This window comes from Streptomyces sp. NBC_00647, assembly GCF_045207245.1.
Lineage (GTDB): Bacteria > Actinomycetota > Actinomycetes > Streptomycetales > Streptomycetaceae > Streptomyces.
In genome coordinates, this window is sequence record NZ_CP109040.1 from 10,164,612 (window position 1) to 10,188,596 (window position 23,985).

Consider the following 23,985-nt stretch of genomic DNA (forward strand, 5'->3'; position numbering starts at 1 on the left):
TATCGCGCGTCATTCGGAGTTGAGCTCCTGGTCGATGAAGGCGAAGATGTCCTCGTCCGACGCCTCGTCCATCCGCGAGAGCAACGCTGTCTCCTGCGCCCCGGAGTCCGCTTCGGCGTACGGGTCCGTCAGGTCACCGTCCGGGTTCACGGCCGCCAGAAGCCGGCCCAGGCGCGCCGCCATACGGCCGCGCATGCCGGCCGAGACTCCGGAGTCCCGCGCCCGGGTGAACACCGCCTCCAACCGCTCAAGTTCGGCCAGCAGCGACGCTTCCTGCGGTGACTCCTCGTCCTTGCCGAGTTCCTGAGCCAGCTGCTCGGCCAGCCTGGCCGGCGTCGGATGGTCGAAGACAGCCGTGCTCGGCAACAGCACGCCGACAGCGCCATTGAGCCGGTTGCGCAGCTCGACCGCCATCAGGGAGTCGACGCCCAGATCGGTGAAGCCGCGCTCGGCGGCGACCACAGTCGCGGAGCCATGGCCCAGCACCTGCGCGGCAGTCGTCCGCACCAGCTCCAACAGGGCCGCCCGCTGTGCCTCGGGAGCCAGGCCGCGCAACGAACGCCGCAGTCCGCCGTCGCCCGCCGGCTCCGAGGCCCGCGGCGCCGACCGCACCAGGCCGCTCAGCACCGGAGCGAGCCCGCCGTCGGCCGACCGCTCGGCCAGGACCGACCGATCCCACCGGACCGGCGCCACCGCGGGCGCGACCCGCGCCCCCAGCACGGCATCCAGCAGGGCCAGCCCTTCCGCAGGGGAGACCGCCACGACACCGGTACGGGCCAGCCGCGCCACGTCCGCCTCACCGAGTGTCCCGGCCATGCCCGTCTGCGCCCACGGACCCCACGCCAGGCTCACCGCGGGCAGCCCCGCTGCACGCCGGGACCAGGCCAACGCGTCCAGGAAGGCGTTGCCTGCCGCATACGCCGCCTGGCCCGCCGTACCCACCACACCCGCCAGCGAGGAGAACAGCACCAGCGAGCACTCCGGTCCGACCAGCTCGTGCAGATGCCATGCCGCGTCCGCTTTCGGCCGCAACACCCCGGCCAGCCGCTCCGCGGTCAGCGACCCCACCAGCCCGTCGTCCCGCACGCCCGCGGCGTGGACCACGGCGGTCAGCGGATGCGTGGACGGCACCGCCGCCAGCAACTCCTCGACCGCCGCCCGGTCGGCGAGATCGCACGACCGCGTGGACACCTCGGCACCCGCTGCGGTCAGCTCCGCCACCAACTCGGGGTCCACCGCCCTCCGCCCGGTCAGCAGCAGCCTGCGCACACCGTGCTCCGCCACGAGATGCCGGGCCACGACCGCACCCAGCGCGCCCGTGGCACCGGTCACCAGCACCGTGCCCGCCGCGGTGAACACCCCGCCCTCGGGATCGCCGTCCGGCCGCTCCGGCAGCAATCGAGGGACCAGTACCCGGCCGTCCCGCACCGCCACCTGCGGTTCCCCGGTGGCCAGCGCCGCTACGACCGCGTCAGTCTCCGCGCCCGCGTCCAGATCCAGCAGCGTCACGCATCCCGGCTCCTCGGCCTGCGCGGACCGTAGCAGCCCCCACACCGCGGCCACCGCAGGATCCGGAGCCTCCCCGGCCACGCCACCGGTCACCACGACCAGCCGCGCCTCGCGAGAACGTTCCGCGGACCGCCACCCACCGAGCAGCTCCAGCGCCTCGGCGGTCAGCGAGTGAGCCCGGCCCGGAGTGTCACCGGGCAGCCCATCACCGCCCACCGGATCCGCCCCGATGCAGGCGAACACCACCACCGGCCCATCGGCAGCCATGGGCAGTTCCGCCGCCCGCCGCGCCCCCGACAGCGCCGGCACACCGCCCCCGTCGCCGAACAGTTCCCAGGGCGCCGCAGCCGTACCCTCCGCCAGGGTGACAGGCGCCGGTACCCAGTCCAGTGCGAACAGTGCATCGGGCGCCACCGCGGACAACGGCCGGACGGCCAGCCCCCGCACGGCTGCGACGAGCCTGCCCTCCTCGTCGGCGAAGTCCATCTCCCACCGCCCCGGCCCGCTTCGCGCGATCCGCACGAGCGCCGACTGCACGGCCGCCCGGCCGTCCGTCAGCCATACCCCCTCCCACACGAACGGCACCTGACCGCGCCCCCCGTCGTCGTCCGCCGCGATCGCATGCAGGGCTGCATCCAGAAGCACCGGATGCAGAGTGTGTCCGGCGGCGTCCAGCCCCTCGGGCAGCGCCACATCGGCAAAGACCTCGTCGCCGTGCCGCCACGCCCCGCGCAAGGCCCGGAACGCCGGCCCGTAGGCCAGACCGCGGTCCGACAACTCGTCGTACAGCGTGGCGACATCCACCGGCGTACCGTCCGCCGGGCGCCACTCGGCCGGACTCGGCCGGTCGACCCCGGTCACTGGGGCCGGGCCGAGCAGTCCGCGCGCGTGGCGTACCCACGGCTCACCGCCACCGGCCACCCGCGCGTGCACCGCCACCGCGCGCCGCCCCGTGTCGTCGGCTGCTTCGACCGCCAGCTGGACGTCGACCGCCCGGCCGTCAGGAATCACGAGCGGGGTGTCGAGCGACAGCTCCTCCAGCACACCGCCGGCCTGCACCACCATGTCCACGAGGGCGCTTCCCGGGACTGTCACCGACCCCAGCACGACATGGTCGGCAAGCCACGGATGAGAGGTGACCGACAGTCGACCGGCGTACAAGAGCCCGCCAGGGGACGCGAGTTCCACGACACCGTCCAGCAGCGGATGGCCATTGCGCTCGCTCTCCGGCCGATCGGCTGAAGGGGCGTCCAGCCAGTACCGCCGACGTTGAAACGCGTACGTGGGCAGATCGACGGAGGTGGCCTCCTCCGGGAGGAGACCTGTCCAGTCGACGGGGGTGCCGTGGGTGTGGAGGTGGGCGAGTGTGGTGGTGAGGTCGTGGTGGGTGGGGATGGTGGTGGGGTTGTCGAGGGTCTGGTGGATGAGCGAGCTGAGGGTGGTGGTGGGTGCGAGTTCGAGGTAGGTGGTGGCGCCTGAGGTGTCGAGTGTCTGGATGCTGTGGTGGAAGCGGACGGTGTTGCGGATGTGGCGGGTCCAGTAGTCGGCGTCGATTTCTTGGGGGTTGACGAGGGCGCCGGTGAGGTTGGAGGCGAGGGGGATGGTGGGTGGGTTGTAGGTGAGCTCTGCTGCGGTGGAGCGGAACTGTTCGAGGATGGGGTTCATGTGGGGGGAGTGGAAGGCGTGGCTGACGTCCAGGCGTCGGGTCCGCCGTCCCTGCTGCTCCCATAGTGCGGCGAGTTCGTTGACGGGTTCTGCGTCGCCGGACAGGACGATGGAGGTCGGGCTGTTGACGGCTGCGATCGCGACCCGGTCGCTGAACTCTGCGAGTGCTGGGAGGAGTTCTTCTTCGGTGGCTTCGATGGCGACCATGGCGCCGCCGGGGGCCAGTTGTTGCATGAGCCGTGCGCGGGCGGCGACGAGTTTGGTGGCGTCGTGGAGGGAGAGGATGCCTGCGGCGTGGGCGGCGGAGATTTCGCCGATGGAGTGCCCGGCCAGGAAGCCGGGCCGCACACCGAGGCTGTCCAGGAGCCTGAACAGTGCGGTGTGGAAGGCGAACAGGGCTGTCTGTGTGTAGAGGGTCCGCCCGAGGAGGTCGGCGTCCTGTCCGAACATGACGTCCCGCAGGGACAGTTCGAGGTGCGGGTCTTCGAGGTGCGGGTCTTCGAGGTGGGGGTCGAGCAGGGCGCAGACCTCGTCCAACGCCTCCGCGAAGACGGGGTAGGTGTCGTACAGCTCTCGTCCCATCCCGGCTCGCTGCGACCCCTGACCCGAGAACAGGAAGGCGACGCGCGCCGCACCCGTCGTCGTACCGCGGAGAACGAAGGCCGAGTTCTGCCGGTCGGCCAGGGCGGAGAGAGCTCCCATGAGGTCGTCCTCCGTGTCGCCGAGGAGGACCGCGCGGTGGTCGAACGCGGTGCGTGTCGTGGCCAGGGCGTGCGAGATGTCCGCGGGCGCGAGTCCGGGACGTTCCACGAGGTACGAACGCAGGCTGTCGGCCTGGGCGACCAGCGCTTCGTCTGTCTTCCCTGAGAGGACCCATGGTGCCGGATGCCGTCGGTCCGTCGCCTTCTTGGCAGCTGTCGGGGCGGGGGGCTGTTCGAGGATGACGTGGGCGTTGGTGCCGCTGATGCCGAAGGAGGAGACGGCGGCGCGGCGGGGCCGGTCGGCTTCGGGCCATGGCGTGTGGTGCGTGAGCAGGGCGATGTTGCCTTCGTCCCAGTCGACCTCGTCGCTGGGACGGTCGATGTGGAGTGACTTGGGGAGTTCGCCGTGGTGCATGGCCTGGATCATTTTGATGATGCCGGCGACGCCTGCGGCGGCTTGGGTGTGGCCGATGTTGGATTTGATGGAGCCGAGGTGGAGTGGGCGTTCGCGGTTGTGGCCGTAGGTGGCGATGAGGGCTTGGGCTTCGATGGGGTCGCCGAGTTTTGTGCCGGTGCCGTGGGCTTCGACGGCGTCGATGTCGGTGGGTTGGAGGTGGGCGTTGGCGAGTGCTTGGCGTATGACGCGTTGTTGGGAGGGGCCGTTGGGTGCGGTGAGGCCGTTGGAGGCGCCGTCCTGGTTGACGGCGGAGCCTCGGACGATGGCGAGTATCGGGTGGCCGTTGCGGCGGGCGTCGGAGAGTCGTTCCAGGAGAAGGAGTCCGGCGCCTTCGCCCCAGCCGGTGCCGTCGGCTGCTGCCGCGAAGGGTTTGCATCGGCCGTCGGGGGCCAGCCCCCGCTGCCGACTGAACTCGATGAAGGTGTTGGGCGTCGCCATGACGGTGACTCCGCCGGCGAGGGCGAGGTCGCATTCGCCGCTGCGGAGTGACTGCGAGGCCAGATGGACCGCGACCAGTGATGACGAGCAGGCGGTGTCGACCGTGACGGCCGGGCCCTCGAGACCGAAGGTGTAGGACACCCGGCCCGACGCCACACTGCCCGCGCTGCCCGTGCCGACGTAACCGTCGAGTTCGTCGGGGCGCCGCGTCAGACGGCTTGCGTAGTCGTTGTACATGACGCCCGTGAACACTCCGGAGTTCGCGCCACGCACGGATGCCGGATCGATGCCGGCGCGTTCGAACGTCTCCCACGCGGTCTCCAGCAGCAGCCGCTGCTGAGGATCGATCGCGAGGGCCTCCCGCGGGCTGATCCCGAAGAAGTCCGGGTCGAAGTCGGCGGCGTCGTGCAGGAATCCACCGTGACGCGTGTACGTGGTGTGCGGGCGACTCGGGTCCGGGTCGTGGATGCCCGCCACGTTCCAGCCGCGGTCGTCCGGGAAGGCGGAGACTGCGTCCGTGCCCGAACTCACCAGCCGCCACAGGTCCTCGGGCGTGCGGACGTCCCCGGGGTAGCGGCACGCCATCGCCACCACGACGATCGGGTCGTCCGTCGTGTGGGTACCGGCCGCCTGCGGGGCCGCGGTCCCAACGCCCCTGCCGAACCACAGCTCCTCGAGGTGGGAGGCGAGCTGGAGCACCGTGGGGTGGTCGAACACGAGCGTCGACGGCAGCCGCAGTTCCGTGGTCTGCTGTAGACGGTTGCGCAGCTCCACGGACATCAGTGAGTCGTACCCCAGATCCTTGAACGCCTGGTCCGGTGCGATGTCGCCGGGACGGGCATGCCCGAGTACCGCGGCCACGTGCTCCCGCACCGTCTCCGCGAGCAGACGCGTCCGCTCGTCGTCGGCGACAGCGGCCAGGCGGTCGTACAGAGCTGTGTCGTTCCTCCGCCCCGTCGTGACGCGCTTGGCGGATCGCCTCGCCAGTCCCCGAAGGACGGGAGAGGCCGGCTCACCTGTCACGTCGATGCGGGCCGGCATCACCACGGGCTCCGACAGACCGAGCGAGGCGTCGAACAGAGCGAGGCCCTCCGCGGTGGTGATCGGTGCGACCCCGCCGCGCCCTATTCGATCCCGGTCCGCCTGGCTCAGCGCGCTGCCCATGCCTTCTTCGGGGTCCCAGAGTCCCCAGGCGATTGAGGTGGCGGGGAGTTCTTGGGTGTGGCGGTGGTGGGCGAGGGCGTCGAGGTAGGTGTTGGCGGCGGCGTAGTTGGCTTGGCCGGGGTTGCCGAGGGTTCCGGCGAGTGAGGAGTAGAGGACGAAGGCGTCCAGGTTCATGTGTTGGGTGAGGGTGTGGAGGTTCCAGGCTGTGTCTGTTTTTGGGCGTAGGACGGTGGTGAGTCGTTGTGGGGTGAGTGCGGTGAGTATGCCGTCGTCGGTGGTGCCGGCGGTGTGGATGACGGCGGTGAGGGGGTGTTCGGTGGGGATTTGGTTGAGGAGGGTGGTGAGGGCGTGGGGGTCGGTGGTGTCGCAGGTGGTGATGGTGGGGTGGGCGCCGAGGGTGGTGAGTTGGTGGTGGAGGTGGGTGGCTTGGGGTGCGTGGGGTCCGTGGCGGCTGACGAGGAGGAGGTGTCGGATGCCGTGGTGGGTGACGAGGTGGTGGGCGAGGAGGGTGCCGAGGGTTCCTGTGCCGCCGGTGATGAGGACGGTGCCGTCCGTCCGCAGCCGCCGCGGCTCCGGAACCGCCGTCACCGGCACGAGTCGCGGCACCATCAACTCGCCGTCTCGAACGGCGGCTTGAGATTCACCGGAGGCGAGTACGGTCGGGATCGCGTCTCGTGTGCTGCCCTCCGCGTCCAGGTCGACCAGGACCAGGCGGTCCGGGTGCTCCGACTGCGCCGAGCGGATCAGGCCCCACACGGCGGCGCCGGCCAGGTCCACGTCCTCCTCGGCGGTGGCCCGTCGGGTCACGACCACGAGCCGTGACGCCGAGAACACCTCCTCGGCCAGGAACTCCTGAACAAGCGACAGTGCACGCTCCGTGGCCTCCTGCACGTCCGCACCGGGAGCGGCGGGAACGACAGCGACCGTCGACGGGGCCGAACCCACGGCCGACTCCGTCAGCTCCGCCGGTTCGGTGAAGGACCCTGCTGCGCCGGGAAGTTCACTGCCCCAGGACAACCAGTGAACCGGCTCGGCCGTTGACGCGGCGCGCTGCCACTCCAGCCGGTACAAGTGTTTCGGAGCAATGCCGCCAGCCGCCTTGCGCAGCGTGAGACCGTCCACGTCGAGCACCGAATTCCCCTCGGCGTCAGCGATGCTCACGGCCACCTCACCGTCCGCCGCGGGCGTCACCGACACCCGCAGGGCGGACGCGCCCGAGGCGAAGACGGTGACTCCCCGCCACGCGAACGGCACCTCGCCCTCCAGAGCACGGGTCAGCCCGATGCCGTGCAATGCCGCGTCGAGCAGCGCCGGATGAAGCGTGTACCCATCGACCAGGGCCTCCGTCGGGAGCGAGACCTCGGTGTGGACGGTCGACCCTTCCCGCCAAGCCGCGGTGACGCCCTGGAAGACCGGACCGTACCCGTACCCTGCGTCGGCGAACCGGTCATAGAGATTGTCGACGTCGAGGCGTTCGGCCCCCTCCGGCGGCCACGCCGAACCGCGACCCGCTGCGAGGGCGCTCTGCCCCAGCGTGCCGGATGCATGCCGGGTCCAGCCCTCGTCCGCTGCGCCCCGGGCGTACACGGTCACCGGTCGCGACCCCGCCGCGTCCGACGCACCGACCACAACCTGCACCCGCACAGCGCCCCGCTCTGGCAGGAGCAACGGTTGCTCGACGGCCAGTTCCTCGACTCGGTCGCTTCCCACCTGGCCGGCAGCGTGCAGGGCCAACTCGAGGAAACCCGCGCCGGGGAAGAGTAGGCGACCCGCAACGGTGTGCTCGGCGAGCCAAGGATGCGTGTCGACCGAGAGACGGCCGGTCAGTACCAGCCCGTCCCCGTCCGGCTGCTCCACCGCGGCCCCGAGCAACGGGTGCTCGGCCTCGGCCAGTCCCAGCCCCTCCGCGTCCGCCGGCTCGGGCACGGACTCGAGCCAGTACGACTCCCGCTGGAAGGGATAGGTGGGGAGGTCGACGCGGGTGGCTCCGGGCAGGATCGCGTGCCAGTCGACGGGGGTGCCGTGGGTGTGGAGGTGGGCGAGTGTGGTGGTGAGGTCGTGGTGGGTGGGGATGGTGGTGGGGTTGTCGAGGGTCTGGTGGATGAGCGAGCTGAGGGTGGTGGTGGGTGCGAGTTCGAGGTAGGTGGTGGCGCCTGAGGTGTCGAGTGTCTGGATGCTGTGGTGGAAGCGGACGGTGTTGCGGATGTGGCGGGTCCAGTAGTCGGCGTCGATTTCTTGGGGGTTGATGAGGGTGCCGGTGAGGTTGGAGGCGAGAGGGATGGTGGGGGGATGGTAGGTCAGCTCGCGTGCGGTGTTGTGGAACTGTTCGAGGATGGGGTTCATGTGGGGGGAGTGGAAGGCGTGGCTGACGTCCAGGCGTCGGGTCCGCCTTCCCCGTTCCTGCCATAGTGCTGCGAGTTCGTTGACGGGTCCTTCGTCGCCGGACAGGACGATGGAGGTCGGGCTGTTGACGGCTGCGATGGCTATCCGGTCGCTGAACTCTGCGAGTCCCGGTAGGAGTTCTTCCTCGGTGGCTTCGATGGCGATCATGGTGCCGCCGGGTGGGAGTTGCTGCATGAGCCGTGCCCGGGCCGCGACGAGTTTGGTGGCGTCGTGGAGGGAGAGGACGCCTGCGGCGTGGGCGGCGGAGATCTCGCCGATGGAGTGCCCGGCCAGGAAGCCAGGCCGTACGCCGAGGCTGTCCAGGAGCCTGAACAGTGCGGTGTGGAAGGCGAACAGGGCTGTCTGCGTGTAGAGGGTCTGCCCGAGGAGGTCGGCGTCCTGTCCGAACATGACGTCCCGCAGGGGTAGTTCGAGGTGGGGGTCGAGCAGGGCGCACACCTCGTCCAACGCCTCCGCGAAGACGGGGTAGGTGTCGTACAGCTCTCGTCCCATCCCGGCTCGCTGCGACCCCTGACCCGAGAACACGAACGCCGCCCTGGGCGCGTCCACGGCTATACCTCGCACCACCCCCTCTCCGTCGGCATCCGTCTCGGACAGGGCGGCGAGGGCCGAATAGGCGTGCGCCGCGTCGGAGGCGAGGATGACCGCACGGTGGGGGAACGCCGTACGAGTGGTGGACAGGGAGAGGGCGATCGCGGCCAACTGCCGGTCCGACGCGTCCCGGATCACGGACCGCAGGCGGTCGGCCTGCCGCCGCAGCCCCTCGCCGTCGGGTGCGGACAGTGCCAGTGGTACGACTGGAAACGCGGCGGGAGTCCTGCTGGGTGCCGTCGGCTCGGGTGCGGGTACGCCCTCCAGGATGACGTGGGCGTTGGTGCCGCTGATGCCGAAGGAGGAGACGGCGGCGCGACGGGGCCTGTCCACCTCGGGCCACGGCGTGTGCTCCGTCAGCAGGGCGACCTTGCCCTCGTCCCAGTCGACGTGCGGGGTGGGCTGGTCCACATGCAGGGTCTTCGGCAGCACCGCCTCACGCAGTGCGTGTACCACCTTGATGATGCCGGCGACGCCTGCGGCGGCTTGGGTGTGGCCGATGTTGGATTTGATGGAGCCGAGGTAGAGGGGTTGTTCGCGGTTGTGGCCGTAGGTCGTGAGCAGGGCTTGGGCTTCGATGGGGTCGCCGAGTTTTGTGCCGGTGCCGTGGGCTTCGACGGCGTCGATGTCGGTGGGTTGGAGGTGGGCGTTGGCGAGTGCTTGGCGTATGACGCGTTGTTGGGAGGGGCCGTTGGGTGCGGTGAGGCCGTTGGAGGCGCCGTCCTGGTTCACGGCGGAGCCTCGGACGATGGCGAGTATCGGGTGGCCGTTGCGGCGGGCGTCGGAGAGTCGTTCCAGGAGGAGGAGTCCGGCGCCTTCGCCCCAGCCGGTGCCGTCGGCTGCTGCTGCGAAGGGTTTGCATCGGCCGTCGGGAGCCAGCCCCCGCTGCCGACTGAACTCGATGAAGGTGGCTGGCGTCGCCATGACGGTGACTCCGCCGGCCAGGGCGAGGTCGCATTCGCCGCTGCGGAGTGACTGTGAGGCCAGATGGACCGCGACCAGTGATGACGAGCAGGCGGTGTCGACCGTGACGGCCGGGCCCTCGAGACCGAAGGTGTACGCGACCCGGCCCGAGGCCACACTGCCCGCGCTGCCGGTGACGAGGTAGCCCTCGAACCCGTCCGGGGCCTTCACATGGCGTGAACCGTAGTCGTCGTACATGACGCCGGTGAAGACGCCGGTGTCCGTGCCGCGCAGGGATGCCGGAGTGATGCCGGCGCGTTCGAACGCCTCCCACGCCGTCTGAAGCAGGAGCCGCTGCTGCGGATCGGTCGAGAGGGCCTCGCGCGGGGACATGCCGAAGAACGAGGGGTCGAACTCGGCGGCCTTGTGCAGGAAGCCGCCGTGCCTGCTGTAACTGGTCCCGGCGCTGTCCGGGTCGGGATCGTAGAGGCGGTCCAGGTCCCAACCGCGGGAGGTCGGGAATCCGGAGACCGCGTCCCGGCCCTGCGCGACAAGGTCCCACAGCTGTTCGGGGCTCTCCACGCCACCCGGATAGCGGCACGCCATCGACACGATGGCGATCGGTTCGTCGTCGACGGCGGAGGCCGGAGCGGGAGCGGCCGGAGCGCCGGTGTCGCTCGTGCGCTCCACCAGTTCGGTGAGCAACAGGCGGGCCAGCGTGTCGGGGGTCGGATGGTCGAAGACGAGCGTCGAGGGCAGCCGCAAGCCGGTCGCGGCGTTGAGCCGGTTGCGCAGCTCGACGGCGGTCAGCGAGTCGAAGCCGATCTCGTTGAACGCGCGATGTGGGTCGATGGTCCGCCCGGACCCATGCGCCAGGACGGTCGCGACGGCGGAGCGGACCAGGTCCAGCAACAGCTCGGCCTGCTGCTCGGGAGCCAGCCCGGCGAGCCGGGCCTTGAGGGCTGAGGCATCGCCGCCTGCTGTCGCGGTCGGATGCGTGGTCGCCCGTACCAGGCTGCGGAAGATCTCCGGCAGATCTCCGCGTGCTGCCTGGGTGCGAAGCGCTGAGAGGTCGAAGCGCGCGGGCACCAATACGGCGGGTTCCGCGGTCAGCGCGGTGTCGAAGAGGGCGAGGCCCTCGTCCGGCGCGAGCGCCGCGATGCCGCCGCGGGCGAGGCGGGCCAAGTCGGCCCCGCCGAGACCCTCGGCCATGGCACCGTCCTGCTCCCACAGCCCCCAGCCCAGGGACAGGGCGGGCAGCCCCTCCGCCCGTCGCCGCTGTGCGAGGGCGTCGAGAAAGGCGTTGGCAGCCGCGTAGTTCGCCTGCCCCGGCGTGCCGACAGTGCCGGCGATCGACGAGAACAGGACGAATGACGCAAGCCCCAACTCCCTCGTCAGTTCGTGCAGATGCCACGCCGCCTCTGCCTTCGGGCGCAGGACCGCGTCGAACCGTTCCGGTGTCAACGAGGTGATCACACCGTCGTCCAGGACACCGGCCGCATGGACGACCGATGTCAGCGGGTGCTCCGACGGCACCCCGTCGATCAGCGCCGCCACCGCGGCACGGTCGGTGGTGTCGCATGCCGCCACGGTGACCTCGGCCCCGTGCGCCGTCAGCTCCGCTTCCAGCTCGAGCGCGCCGTCGGCCGCCCGGCCGCGTCGGCTCACCAGCAGCAGATGCCGTACCCCGTGTGTAGCGACCAAGTGCCGGGCCAGCAGACCTCCCAACGCACCCGTGCCGCCCGTGATGAGCAGGGTCCCGCCGGGTGCGAAGGCCACAGGGGGTTCGCCGCCGCCACGGAACGCCGCCAGCCGCGGCACGCGCACGACCCCGGCCCGTACGGAGAGCTGCGGCTCACCTGCGGCCAGAGCCCGAGCCACGTCCCCGGTGGCGACCGCCTCGGAGGCGACCACGCCCACGGGGCTCGACAAGCCCTCCGCGAGGCTCGCGAACGTGGAGTCGTCGAGGTCCAGCAGTACGAGCCGTCCGGGGTGCTCGGCCTGGACCGACCGCACGAGACCCCACACGGCGGCCGCCGCCGGATCGGCGGAAGTGGAGTCCACCGCGCCGTGCGTGACGACGATCAGCCGCCGCCCCTCGCCCCCGTCCGAGGCAAGCAGGCTCTGTACCTCAGCCAGCACCCGGTGGACGAGGACCCGCGCGGAGTCGGCGGGCGAAGCGGCAGGATCGCCCTCGCACAGCAGCAGTTCGTCCGTCGCGCCCCCTGCCACCTCGGAGGCCGGCCCGCCGGGATCGACGGCCACCCACTCCAGGTGGTGGAGGGGGCCGCGCCGGACACCGGACAACGCCCCTGCCGGAAGTGTCCGGACGGCCAGGCCTTCGACGGCTGCTACCGGCAGCCCCGCCTGATCGGTGACGGCCACCCGGAAGGAGTCCTCTCCGGTCCGTGTGATCCGTACCCGCGCCTGCCGCACCTCGGTGGCGGAGACGCCGATCCGCGTCCACGAGAACGGCAGCCGGATCTCGCCCGGCCGGTTGAAGACGGTCAGCGGCCGGATGGCGGCATCCAGCAGCGCGGGGTGCAGGACGTGTCCCGCGAGGTCGACGTCATCGGGGAGTGCCACCTCGGCGAACAGGTCGTCGTCCGCTCGCCACAGCGCACGCAGCCCGGCGAAGACACCCGCGTAGTGGTAGCCGTCGTCGGCCAGCCGTTCGGACAGTTCGGCCACGTCGACGGGCGTGGCGTTCTCCGGTGGCCACACCTGCGGACCGGGAGCGGCCGCCGGTACTGCGTCTGTCAGCAGCCCCGTCGCGTGCCGTACCCACGGCGCGTCCTCCGCCGCCCGCGCGTGGATCTCCACGGTCCGGTCGCCCTCGCCGTCGGCCACGACCACATGTAGCCGTACGGCACCCTCCGCGGTGAGCACCAGCGGGTTCTCCATGGTCAGTTCGGCGACCCCGGACAGCCCGACCCGGCGGGCCGCGTGCAGCGCGGTGTCCACCAGCGCGGCCGCGGGCACCAGCACCGTACCGGCCACCGCGTGATCGGCCAGCCAGGGATGCGTCGCCAGAGACAGCCGGCCGGTCATCAGCAGACCCGATCCCGTCGGCGACTCCACCGCCGCACCCAGCAGCGGATGGTCCGCCGTGTCCAGCCCCGCCGTCAGCACCCCGCCTGTCGCCGCTCGCGGCGCCAGCCAGAACCTGCGGTTGGTGAACGCATACGTCGGTACGTCCGTGAACCGGCCGCCCGGATGCAGCGCGGCCCAGTCCACCTCCGCGCCTGCGACGTACAACTGCGCGAGCGAGGTGATCAGCGACAGGGGCTCGGGCCGGTCGCGCCGCAGCGTCGGAACGACCGGAGCGGCGTCCTCCGGGAGCGACTGCTGGGCGGGCGCGGCTAGGACGCTCTCGGGTGCGAGTTCGAGGTAGGTGGTGGTTCCGGCTTGGTCGAGTGTCTGGATGCTGTGGTGGAAGCGGACGGTGTTGCGGATGTGGCGGGTCCAGTAGTCGGCGTCGATTTCTTGGGGGTTGACGAGGGTGCCGGTGAGGTTGGAGGCGAGGGGGATGGTGGGTGGGTTGTAGGTGAGTTCTGCTGCGGTGTTGTGGAACTGTTCGAGGATGGGGTCCATGTGGGGGGAGTGGAAGGCATGGCTGACGTCCAGGCGTCGGGTCCGCCGTCCCTGCTGCTCCCATAGCGCGGCGAGTTCGTTGACGGGTCCTTCGTCGCCGGACAGGACGATGGAGGTCGGGCTGTTGACGGCTGCGATGGCTATCTGGTCGCTGAACTCTGCGAGTGCTGGGAGGAGTTCTTCTTCGGTGGCTTCGATGGCGATCATGGCGCCGCCGGGGGCCAGTTGTTGCATGAGCTGTGCGCGTGCGGCGACGAGTTTGGTGGCGTCGTGGAGGGAGAGGATGCCTGCGGCGTGGGCGGCGGAGATCTCGCCGATGGAGTGTCCGGCGAGGAAGTCGGGCCGCACACCGAGGCTGTCCAGGAGCTTGAACAGTGCGGTGTGGAAGGCGAACAGGGCTGTCTGTGTGTAGAGGGTCCGCCCGAGCAGGTCGGCGTCCTGTCCGAACATGACGTCCCGCAGGGACAGTTCGACGTGCGGGTCTTCGAGGTGCGGGTTTTCGAGGTGCGGGTCTTCGAGGTGGGGGTCGAGCAGGGCGCACACCTCGTCCAACGCCTCCGCGAAGACGGGGTAGGTGTCGTACAGCTCTCGTCCCATCCCGGCTCGCTGCGACCCCTGACCCGAGAACAAGAACGCCAGTTTTGGTGCCCCGGCCGCAGCCCCTTCGACAAGGCCCGGTGCTGAGGTTCCTGCGGAGAGTGCGCTCAGCGCGGACCGCAGTTCCTCCTCGTCTTTGCCGACGACCACGGCGCGCCGCTCGAACACGGTCCGTGCGGTAGCGAGCGTGTGGCCGACGTCCACCAGTGACGAACCCGGCGTGAACGAATGCAGTTGGGAGGCCAGTTCACGGACGGCCTCCTCAGTCCTGCCGGAGAGCGGCCAGGCCAGGACCGGGGGAGTGGGGGCGGGCGAGGACACGGTCCTTGATTCCGGAAGGTGTTCGAGGATGACGTGGGCGTTGGTGCCGCTGATGCCGAAGGAGGAGACGGCGGCGCGGCGGGGCCGGTCGGCTTCGGGCCATGGCGTGTGGTCCGTGAGCAGGGTGATGTTGCCTTCGTCCCAGTCGACGTGGGGGGTGGGTTGGTCGATGTGGAGGGTGCGGGGGAGTTCGCCGTGGTGCATGGCCTGGATCATTTTGATGATGCCGGCGACGCCTGCGGCGGCTTGGGTGTGGCCGATGTTGGATTTGATGGAGCCGAGGTGGAGTGGGCGTTCGCGGTTGTGGCCGTAGGTGGCGATGAGGGCTTGGGCTTCGATGGGGTCGCCGAGTTTTGTGCCGGTGCCGTGGGCTTCGACGGCGTCGATGTCGGTGGGTTGGAGGTGGGCGTTGGCGAGTGCTTGGCGTATGACGCGTTGTTGGGAGGGGCCGTTGGGTGCGGTGAGGCCGTTGGAGGCGCCGTCCTGGTTGACGGCGGAGCCTCGAATGAGGGCGAGTATCGGGTGGCCGTTGCGGCGGGCGTCGGAGAGTCGTTCCAGGAGGAGGAGTCCGGCGCCTTCGCCCCAGCCGGTGCCGTCGGCTGCTGCTGCGAAGGGTTTGCATCGGCCGTCGGGGGCCAGCCCCCGCTGCCGACTGAACTCGATGAAGGTGTTGGGCGTCGCCATGACGGTGACTCCGCCGGCGAGGGCGAGGTCGCATTCACCTGAGCGGAGTGCCTGGGAGGCGAGGTGCAGGGCGACGAGCGACGACGAGCAGGCGGTGTCGACGGAGACCGCGGGACCTTCGAGACCGAAGGTGTAGGACACCCGGCCTGAGGCCACGCTCGGCATGCTGCCGTTGCCGATGTACCCCTCGAACCCATCCGGCGCGGGACGCAGCCGCGCACCGTAGTCGTCGTACATGACGCCGGTGAAGACGCCCGTGCGACTGCCCTGGAGTTTCGCGGGGCGCAAGCCGGCGCGTTCGAACGCCTCCCATGCGGTCTGGAGCAGCAGTCGTTGCTGGGGGTCGATGGTGAGTGCTTCGCGTGGGCTGATCCCGAAGAAGTCCGGGTCGAAATCGGCGGCGTCGTGCAGGAATCCGCCGTGCCTGCTGTAACTGGTGCCGGTGTGGTCCGGGTCGGGATCGTAGAGTTCGGCAATGTCCCAGCCGCGGTCGGTGGGGAATCCGGAGACGGCGTCCGTGCCAGTCGTGACCAGCCGCCACAGGTCCTCCGGAGTACGGACGTCGCCCGGGTACCGGCAGGCCATCGCCACGATCGCGATCGGATCGTCGGAGCCCACCGCTCGCACCGCTGCCGGCACATCACCGGTCGGCAGGTCCCCGGCGACCGTCGACCTCACGAGCGCTGCCACCGCGTCCGGGGTCGGGTGGTCGAAGACGAGCGTCGTGGGCAGACGCAGACCGGTGACCTGGTTCAGACGGTTTCGCAGGTCGACCGACATCAGTGAGTCGAAGCCGAGTTCCTTGAACGCCCGCGCGCCATCGAGTCCGTCCGCGGTGACGTGGCCCAGCACCGATGCCGTGGTACCCCGTACGACATCGAGCACCTCGGCCAGTTGGGTTTCCTCGGACAGACCGACCAGACGTGCCGCGAGGTCCGAGGCGGGCCCGCTCGCCGCCGGGGCGGCCACCCGGAGTGCGGCACCGTGCACCAACGAGGAGAACAGCGGCGGAAGATCGCCCGCAGCCGCGCGCCCGCGCAGTGCGGCAAGGTCGAGCCGGGTCGGCACCAGCACCGGACTGTCGGCATCAAATGCCCTGTCCAGAAGGGCCAGGCCGTCGTGAACGGAGAGCGGCGCCACACCGTTCCTGGCCATGCGTGCCCGGTCGGCGTCGCTCAGCCCGCCCGCCATGCCGGCCGACTGGTCCCACAGCCCCCAGGCGAGGCTCACCGCGGGAAGACCTTCCTGGACCCGCCGCCGTGCGAGGGCGTCGAGGAAGGTGTTCGCCGCCGAGTAGCCGGCCTGCCCCGGATTGCCGATGACCGCCGACACCGATGAGAAGAGCACGAACGCGCGCAGGTCCGGCAGATCCCGGGTCAGCTCGTGCAGATGCCAGGCCCCGTCGACCTTGGGCCGCAGAACGGACGCCACGCGTGCGTCGGTCAGAGCGGTGACCACACTGTCGTCCAGTACCCCGGCCGCGTGCAACACCCCGGTCAACGGGTGCTCCGCCGGCACCGCCGACAGAACCGTCGCGACAGACTCCCGGTCCCCCGTGTCGCAGGCCACCACATCCGCGTGGGCGCCGAGTTCGGCCAGCTCGGCGACCAGCTCCGCGGCGCCCGGCGCGCCAGGACCCCGACGGCTGGTGAGCAGCAGACGCCGCACACCGTGCTCCCGTACCAGATGCCGGACGATCAGCGTGCCCAACGTGCCGGTGCCGCCGGTCACCAGAACCGTGCCGTCGGTGTCCAGCACCGGTTCCGCGGCGACAGGGCGCTGCGCACGTGTCAGCCGAGGCACGAGAACGGTGCTGCCGCGCAAGGCCAGTTGAGGCTCGCCGCCTGCCAGCGCACCGGGCAGGGCAGTCGCGGCGGCCGCGCTCCGGTCGAGGTCCACCAGGACGATGCGGCTGGGGTTCTCGCTCTGCGCCGACCGCAGCAGCCCCCACACGGGTGCGACACCCAGGTCCTGCCGCTCGTCGTCGGACACCGCCACCGCGCCCTCGGTCACCACGACCAGCCGGCCGGAGGCATCCTCGTCGCTCAGCCACTCCCGGACCATCCGCAGCGCGTCCGACACCGACGACCGTACGCCGACAGGCACTGACGACGGTACGCCGTCACCCGGACCGGACTTGTCCCCGTCCGCGCCGAACCGCACAAGCGTGACATCGTCGGGGAGAGCGGACGCCGCTGCCGCGGGCGCGGGGACCCACTCCACCGTGAACAACTGCTCCTCGTCGGACGACCGCGGAACGGTCAGCGCCTGCGCGGTGGTCGTCCGAAGTACCAACCGCCTTACGGACAGGACCGGTTGCCCGGCCGGGTCGAAGACCGCGAGGTCGACCGCGTCCGCGCCCACCGATGTGATCCGTGCCCGCAGGGTGGTCGCCGACGTGGCATGCAGCGTGACCCCGTTCCAGGAGAACGGCAGCCGCAGCGCCCCCTCGCGTACGACGGCGTGCAGCACCCCGTCCAGCAGGGCCGGATGCAGGTTGAACCGGTCCGCCTCCGCAACCTCATCGGCAGAGAGCGTGACCTCGGCGAACAGTGCGTCGTCCCGCTGCCACAACCTGCCCAGACCTTGGAAGGCGGGACCGTACTGGTAGCCCCGCTCGGGCAGTTCGTCCTCGTACAAGACCCCGAGGTCCACCGGTGCGGCTCCCGCGGGCGGCCACACGGGCTCACCACCTGGTTCCGGCAGGACGGCCCGGGTCAGCGCACCGCTCGCATGCCGTGTCCAGGGCTTGTCCGAGTCCGCCCGGGAACCGACCGTCACCGCCCGCACACCACTGCCGTCGTCCGCCCTGACCGTCACCTGGAGCTGAAGCGAGGCTCCCTCCGTCAGCACGAGCGGCTGCGTCAGGGTCAGCTCCTCAAGATGCCCGTATCCGGTCTGCCGGCCCGCCTCCAGCGCCAGCTCCACGAAGGCCGTGCCCGGCAGTGTGACCGTCCCGGCGATGGCGTGGTCGGCCAACCAGGGATACGCGGCGAGCGACAGCCGCCCGGACAGCACCAGGTCTCCGCCGTCGACGAGTTCCACGGCCGCGCCCAACAACGGATGCCCGACGGCGTCCAGCCCCGCCGCCGTCAGACCCTTCGAATCCGCATCCGGTGTCGTCGCCCAGTACGACTCCCGCTGGAAGGGATAGGTGGGGAGGTCGACGCGGGTGGCTCCGGACAGGATCGCGTGCCAGTCGACGGGGGTGCCGTGGGTGTGGAGGTGGGCGAGTGTGGTGGTGAGGTCGGGGTGGGTGGGGATGGTGGTGGGGTTGTCGAGGGTCTGGTGGATGAGCGAGCTGAGGGTGGTGCTGGGTGCCACTTCGAGGTAGGTGGTGGCGCCGACGGCGTGCAGCGTCTGGATGCCGTGGTGGAAGCGGACGGTGTCGCGGATGTGGCGGGTCCAGTAGTCGGCGTTGAGGTCGTCGGGTGAGATGAGTTGGCCGGTGAGGTTGGAGGCGAGGGGGATGGTGGGTGGCTGGTAGGTGAGTTCTGCTGCGGTGTTGTGGAACTGTTCGAGGATGGGGTTCATGTGGGGGGAGTGGAAGGCGTGGCTGACGTCCAGGCGTCGAGTCCGCCGTCCGCGCTCCTGCCAGAGGGCGGCGAGTTCGTTGACGGGTCCGTTGTCGCCGGACAGGACGATGGAGGTCGGGCTGTTGACGGCTGCGATCGCGACCTGGTCGCTGAACTCTGCGAGTGCTGGGAGGAGTTCTTCTTCGGTGGCTTCGATGGCGATCATGGCGCCGCCGGGGGCCAGTTGTTGCATGAGCTGTGCCCGGGCGGCGACGAGTTTGGTGGCGTCGTGGAGGGAGAGGACGCCTGCGGCGTGGGCGGCGGAGATCTCGCCGATGGAGTGCCCGGCGAGGTAGTCGGGCCGCACACCGAGGCTGTCCAGGAGCTTGAACAGTGCGGTGTGGTAGGCGAACAGGGCTGTCTGTGTGTAGAGGGTCTGCCCGAGGAGGTCGGCGTCCTGGCCGAACATGACGTCCCGCAGGGACAGTTCGAGGTGGGGGTCTTCGAGGTGCGCGTCTTGGAAGTGCGAGTCGAGCAGGGCGCACACCTCGTCCAACGCCTCCGCGAAGACGGGGTAGGTGTCGTACAGCTCTCGTCCCATCCCGGCTCGTTGCGACCCCTGACCCGAGAACAAGAAGGCCAGTCGCGGCTCGCCGTCCGGTGCGATCGCGCGGATGAGGCCGGACGGCGGCCGCGACTCGGCGGTGGCCGACAGTCCGGCCAGTAGATCGTGGCGGGAGGCGGCGAGCAGCACGGCGCGGTGCTGGAACGCGGTGCGGGTGACGGCCAGGGAATAGGCCAGGTCGCGCGGGGCGATGTCGGAGCGCTCGGACAGGAAGTCGTGCAGACGGGTCGCCTGGGCGAGCAGCGCCTCCGGGGTGCGAGCGGAGAAGGCCACCGGGACGATACCGGAGGCCTCCGTGCTCTCGGCGGGTTCCTGCGGGACGTGTTCCAGGACTACGTGAGCGTTGGTGCCGCTGATGCCGAAGGAGGAGACCGCCGCACGGCGTGCGTGGGCCGTCTCGGGCCAGGGTGTGGCCTCCTGGACCAGAGTGACCGTTCCGGGCGACCAGTCGACGTGCGCGGTCGGGCGGTCCACGTTGAGCGTGCCGGGGAGCACCCCCTGCCGCATCGACTCGACCATCTTGATGACACCCGCCACACCGGCCGCGGCCTGGCTGTGGCCGATGTTGCCCTTGACCGAACCCAGCAGCAGAGGCAGCTCGGGAGACCGGTCCCGGCCGTAGGTCGCGAGGATGGCCTCCGCCTCGATGGGGTCGCCGAGCGCGGTGCCGGTGCCGTGGGCCTCGACCGCGTCGACGTCGTCGGCGGCGAGGCCGGCGGTGGCGAGCGTACGGCGGATGACGCGTTCCTGGGAGGGGCCGTTGGGCGCGGTGAGACCGTTGGACGCGCCGTCCTGGTTGATTGCCGAACCGCGGACGAGCCCGAGCACGTGATGACCGTTGCGGCGGGCGTCGGAGAGGCGCTCCAGCAGCAGAACACCGGCACCCTCAGCCCAGGCCGTGCCGTCGGCCCCCGCGGCGAACGGCTTGCAGCGGCCGTCGGTGGCAAGGCCGCGCTGCCGGCTGAACTCCACGAACATGCCCGGGTTCGCCATGACGGTGACTCCGCCGGCCAGCGCGAGGTCGCAGTCGCCGCCGCGCAACGCCTGAGCCGCCAGGTGGAGGGCGACCAGCGACGAGGAGCATGCCGTGTCGATCGTGACGGCGGGCCCCTGGAGCCCGAGCGCGTAGGCGACGCGTCCGGAGACGATGCTCGTCGTCGACCCGGTGAGGAGGTGCCCGCCGAGCCCGTCGGCTCCCGCGTGCAGAGAGGGGCCGTAGTCCTGAGCGACGGCGCCGATGAAGACGCCGGTGGCACTGGTGCGCAGCGACGTCGGATCGATGCCGGCCCGCTCCACGGCCTCCCACGAGAGCTCGAGCAGCAGGCGCTGCTGCGGGTCTATGGCGGTCGCCTCGCGTGGGCTGATGCCGAAGAACGCCGCGTCGAAGAGGTCGGCGTCGTGCAGGAAGCCACCCTCACGCGCGTAGGTACGGCCGGGACGGTCGGGGTCCGCGTCGAACAGCTCGGACAGATTCCATCCGCGGCCGGTGGGGAACGGGGTGATGGCGTCCCGTCCGTCCACGGCGAACCGCCACAGTTCTTCGGGCGAGCCGATACCACCGGGGTAACGGCAGCTCATCGCCACGATGGCGATCGGTTCGTCGGCCCTGACCCGCGCGCCCTGTGCGGCCTCGTCGTCCGGCGCCGCGTCCAGCAGCAGGGTCCGCAGGTGCTGTACGAGAGCCGCAGGCGTCGGATGGTTGAACAGCACGGTCGGTGCCAACGGCAGCCCGGTGACCCCCGCGAGATGGTCGCGGAACTGCACGCTCGACAGCGAGTCGAAACCGAGATCCTTGAAGGCGCGGTCTGTCTCGATCGCCTCCGGGGTCAGATGCCCCAGCACGATCGCCACGGACGTACGGACCAAGTCCAGCAGCTCCGCGTTCCTCTCGGCGTCACCGAGCGGCACCAGCCGTCGCCGCAGTCCCGCGGCCGCGTCCTGCCCGGATGATTCCGCTGCGGAATCCCCGGCCGTCGCCGTCGCCGTCGCCGTGGCCGTCTCGCCCAGCCGGGCGGTCAGCGCCCGGACAGGCCCGCGCCCCACCGAGGTGTCGAACCAGAACCGGTCACGCTGGAAGGCGTAGGTGGGCAGCGACACACGGCGCCCACCGGGGAAGACCGCGTCCCAGTCCATCTCCGTGCCACGGACGTAGAGGCCGGTCAGTGCCGTCACGAGGTCGGGACGCTGGGCCGGAAACGCCACGGCCCGGTCGAGACTCTGCCGGACCAGCGAGCTGAGGGTGGTGCTGGGTGCGAGTTCGAGGTAGGTGGTGGCGCCTGAGGTGTGGAGTGTCTGGATGCCGTGGTGGAAGCGGACGGTGTTGCGGATGTGGCGGGTCCAGTAGTCGGCGTCGATTTCTTGCGGGTTGACGAGGGCGCCGGTGAGGTTGGAGGCGAGGGGGATGGTGGGTGGGTTGTAGGTGAGCTCTGCTGCGGTGGAGCGGAACTGTTCGAGGATCGGGTCCATGTGGGGGGAGTGGAAGGCGTGGCTGACGTCCAGGCGTCGGGTCCGCCGTCCGCGCTGCTCCCATAGCGCTGCGAGTTCGCTGACGGGTCCTTCGTCGCCGGACAGGACGATGGAGGTCGGGCTGTTGACGGCTGCGATCGCGACCCGGTCGCTGAACTCTGCGAGTGCTGGGAGGAGTTCTTCTTCGGTGGCTTCGATGGCGATCATGGTGCCGCCGGGGGCCAGTTGTTGCATGAGCCGTGCCCGGGCGGCGACGAGTTTGGTGGCGTCGTGGAGGGAGAGGACGCCTGCGGCGTGGGCGGCGGAGATCTCGCCGATGGAGTGCCCGGCCAGGAAGTCAGGCCGTACGCCGAGGCTGTCCAGCAGCCTGAACAGCGCGGTGTGGAAGGCGAACAGGGCTGTCTGCGTGTACAGGGTCTGCCCGAGCAGATCGGCGTCCTGTCCGAACATGACGTCCCGCAGGGACAGTTCGAGGTGCGGGTCTTCGAGGTGCGGGTTTTCGAGGTGCGCGGCTTCGAGGTGAGGGTCGAGCAGGGCGCACACCTCGTCCAACGCCTCCGCGAAGACGGGGTAGGTGTCGTACAGCTCTCGTCCCATCCCGGTTCGCTGCGAACCCTGACCCGAGAACAGGAAGGCGACGCGCGCCGCACCCGTCGCCGTACCGCGAACGAGGTGCGGTGCCTGGTCTCCGGCGGCCAGTGCCGCGAGACCGTCGAGCAGGTTCTCGCGCGAGCTTCCGACGATGCCCGCCCGGTGTTCGAAGGCACTGCGGTTCGTGGTGAGCGAGGAGGCGAGGTCGAGGAGATCCGCCTCGGGTGCCGTGCGGACATGCTCGGCGAGCCGCGCGGCCTGCGCCCGCAGTGCCGACTCGCTACGGGCCGAAACCAGCCAGGACAGCGGGCGGCCGGCCGAGGGGGAAAGGCGGGGGGCGCCGGTGACGGCCGGGGGCCTGCGGCGGGGGGCCTCGGTGAGGACGACGTGGCAGTTTGTGCCGCCCATGCCGAACGAACTCACCCCGGCGACGAGCTTCTTGCGCGGCTGCGGCCACGTCGTCAGCTCGGTCTGTACACGCAGGCCCAGATCGTCGAGCGGGATCGCCGGGTTGGGTGTGGCGTAGTTGAGGCTGGGCGGCAGTCGGCGGTGGCGGATGCTCAGTGCGACCTTCAGCAGACCGACGATGCCGGCGGCGCCTTCGAGATGACCGACGTTGGTCTTCGCCGATCCGACGGCGAGCGGACGGTCCGCGGTACGGTGTCGGCCGATCGCCTCACCGAGCGCGGCCGCCTCGACGGGGTCGCCCACCGGAGTGCCGGTGCCGTGGAGTTCGACGTACTGGACGGTGTCGGGCGTGATGCCCGCCTGCTCGTGAGCGGCCCGCACGACGTCCGCCTGCGCGGCGGCGCTCGGAACGGTCAGCCCGTCGGTCGCGCCGTCGTTGTTCACTGCGGAGCCGCGAATCACGCACACGATGTCGTCGCCGTCACGCAGTGCCTGGTCGAGTGGCTTGAGGACGACGATGCCGCCGCCCTCGCCGCGCACGTATCCGTTGGCCCGCGCGTCGAAGGTGTAGCAGCGTCCGTCGGGTGACAGTCCTCCGAATCGGGACGCGCCGAGGGCGCTCTCGGGGGCCAGATTGAGGTTGATGCCACCGGCCAGGGCGAGATCGGTGGCACCCCAGCGCAGGCTCTCCACGGCGAGGTGCACGGCGACGAGGGCCGACGACTGGGCCGTGTCGACGGTCATGCTCGGTCCGCGCAGACCGAGCGCGTAGGAGAGGCGGTTGGCTATGACGCTGCGATGCAGTCCGGTGACCGAGTGACTGCCCACGGCCTGGAAGCCGTAGGCGTGCAGCAGTTTGGCGTAGTCGTCCCAGATGGCGCCGACGAAGACGCCCGTGCGGCTCCCGGCCAGCCGGCCCGGCACGATGCCGGCGTCCTCCAGGGCCTCCCAGCCGAGTTCCAGCACCATGCGCTGCTGCGGGTCCATGGCGGCGGCCTCGCGCGGCGATATGCCGAAGAACGCCGGGTCGAATCCGTCGACCCGGTCGAGGAAACCACCGCGGCGGGTACGGTCCCAGTCGCCGTCGGGATCCTCCATGGCCGTGGGCGCCTCGCCGGCCCAGCGGTCGGCCGGCACGTCGGACACGGCGTCGTTGCCGTCGCGCAGCAACTGCCAGAACGCGGCGGCGTCCTGAGCCCCGGGAAGGCGGCACGACAGTCCGATGACGGCGATCGGCCGCTCCCGTTCGGTGCCGCCCGGTTGCCGCGCCGGCTCGGTCCGCCGGGGGAGTGAGGAATCGGACCTGGGCTCCATGGTGCTCGACCACCCCTCGTCGTCACTGCACGCGCTGCA

At 70.6% G+C, this 23,985-nt stretch carries 1 protein-coding gene; it reads right to left on the bottom strand.

What is annotated here, in order from left to right:
* Positions 1–9 precede the first annotated feature (9 nt).
* Complete coding sequence (locus OG788_RS44705; protein ID WP_406376594.1) at positions 10–23,946, bottom strand: SDR family NAD(P)-dependent oxidoreductase; 23,937 nt, start codon at positions 23,944–23,946, stop codon at positions 10–12.
* Positions 23,947–23,985 lie beyond the last annotated feature (39 nt).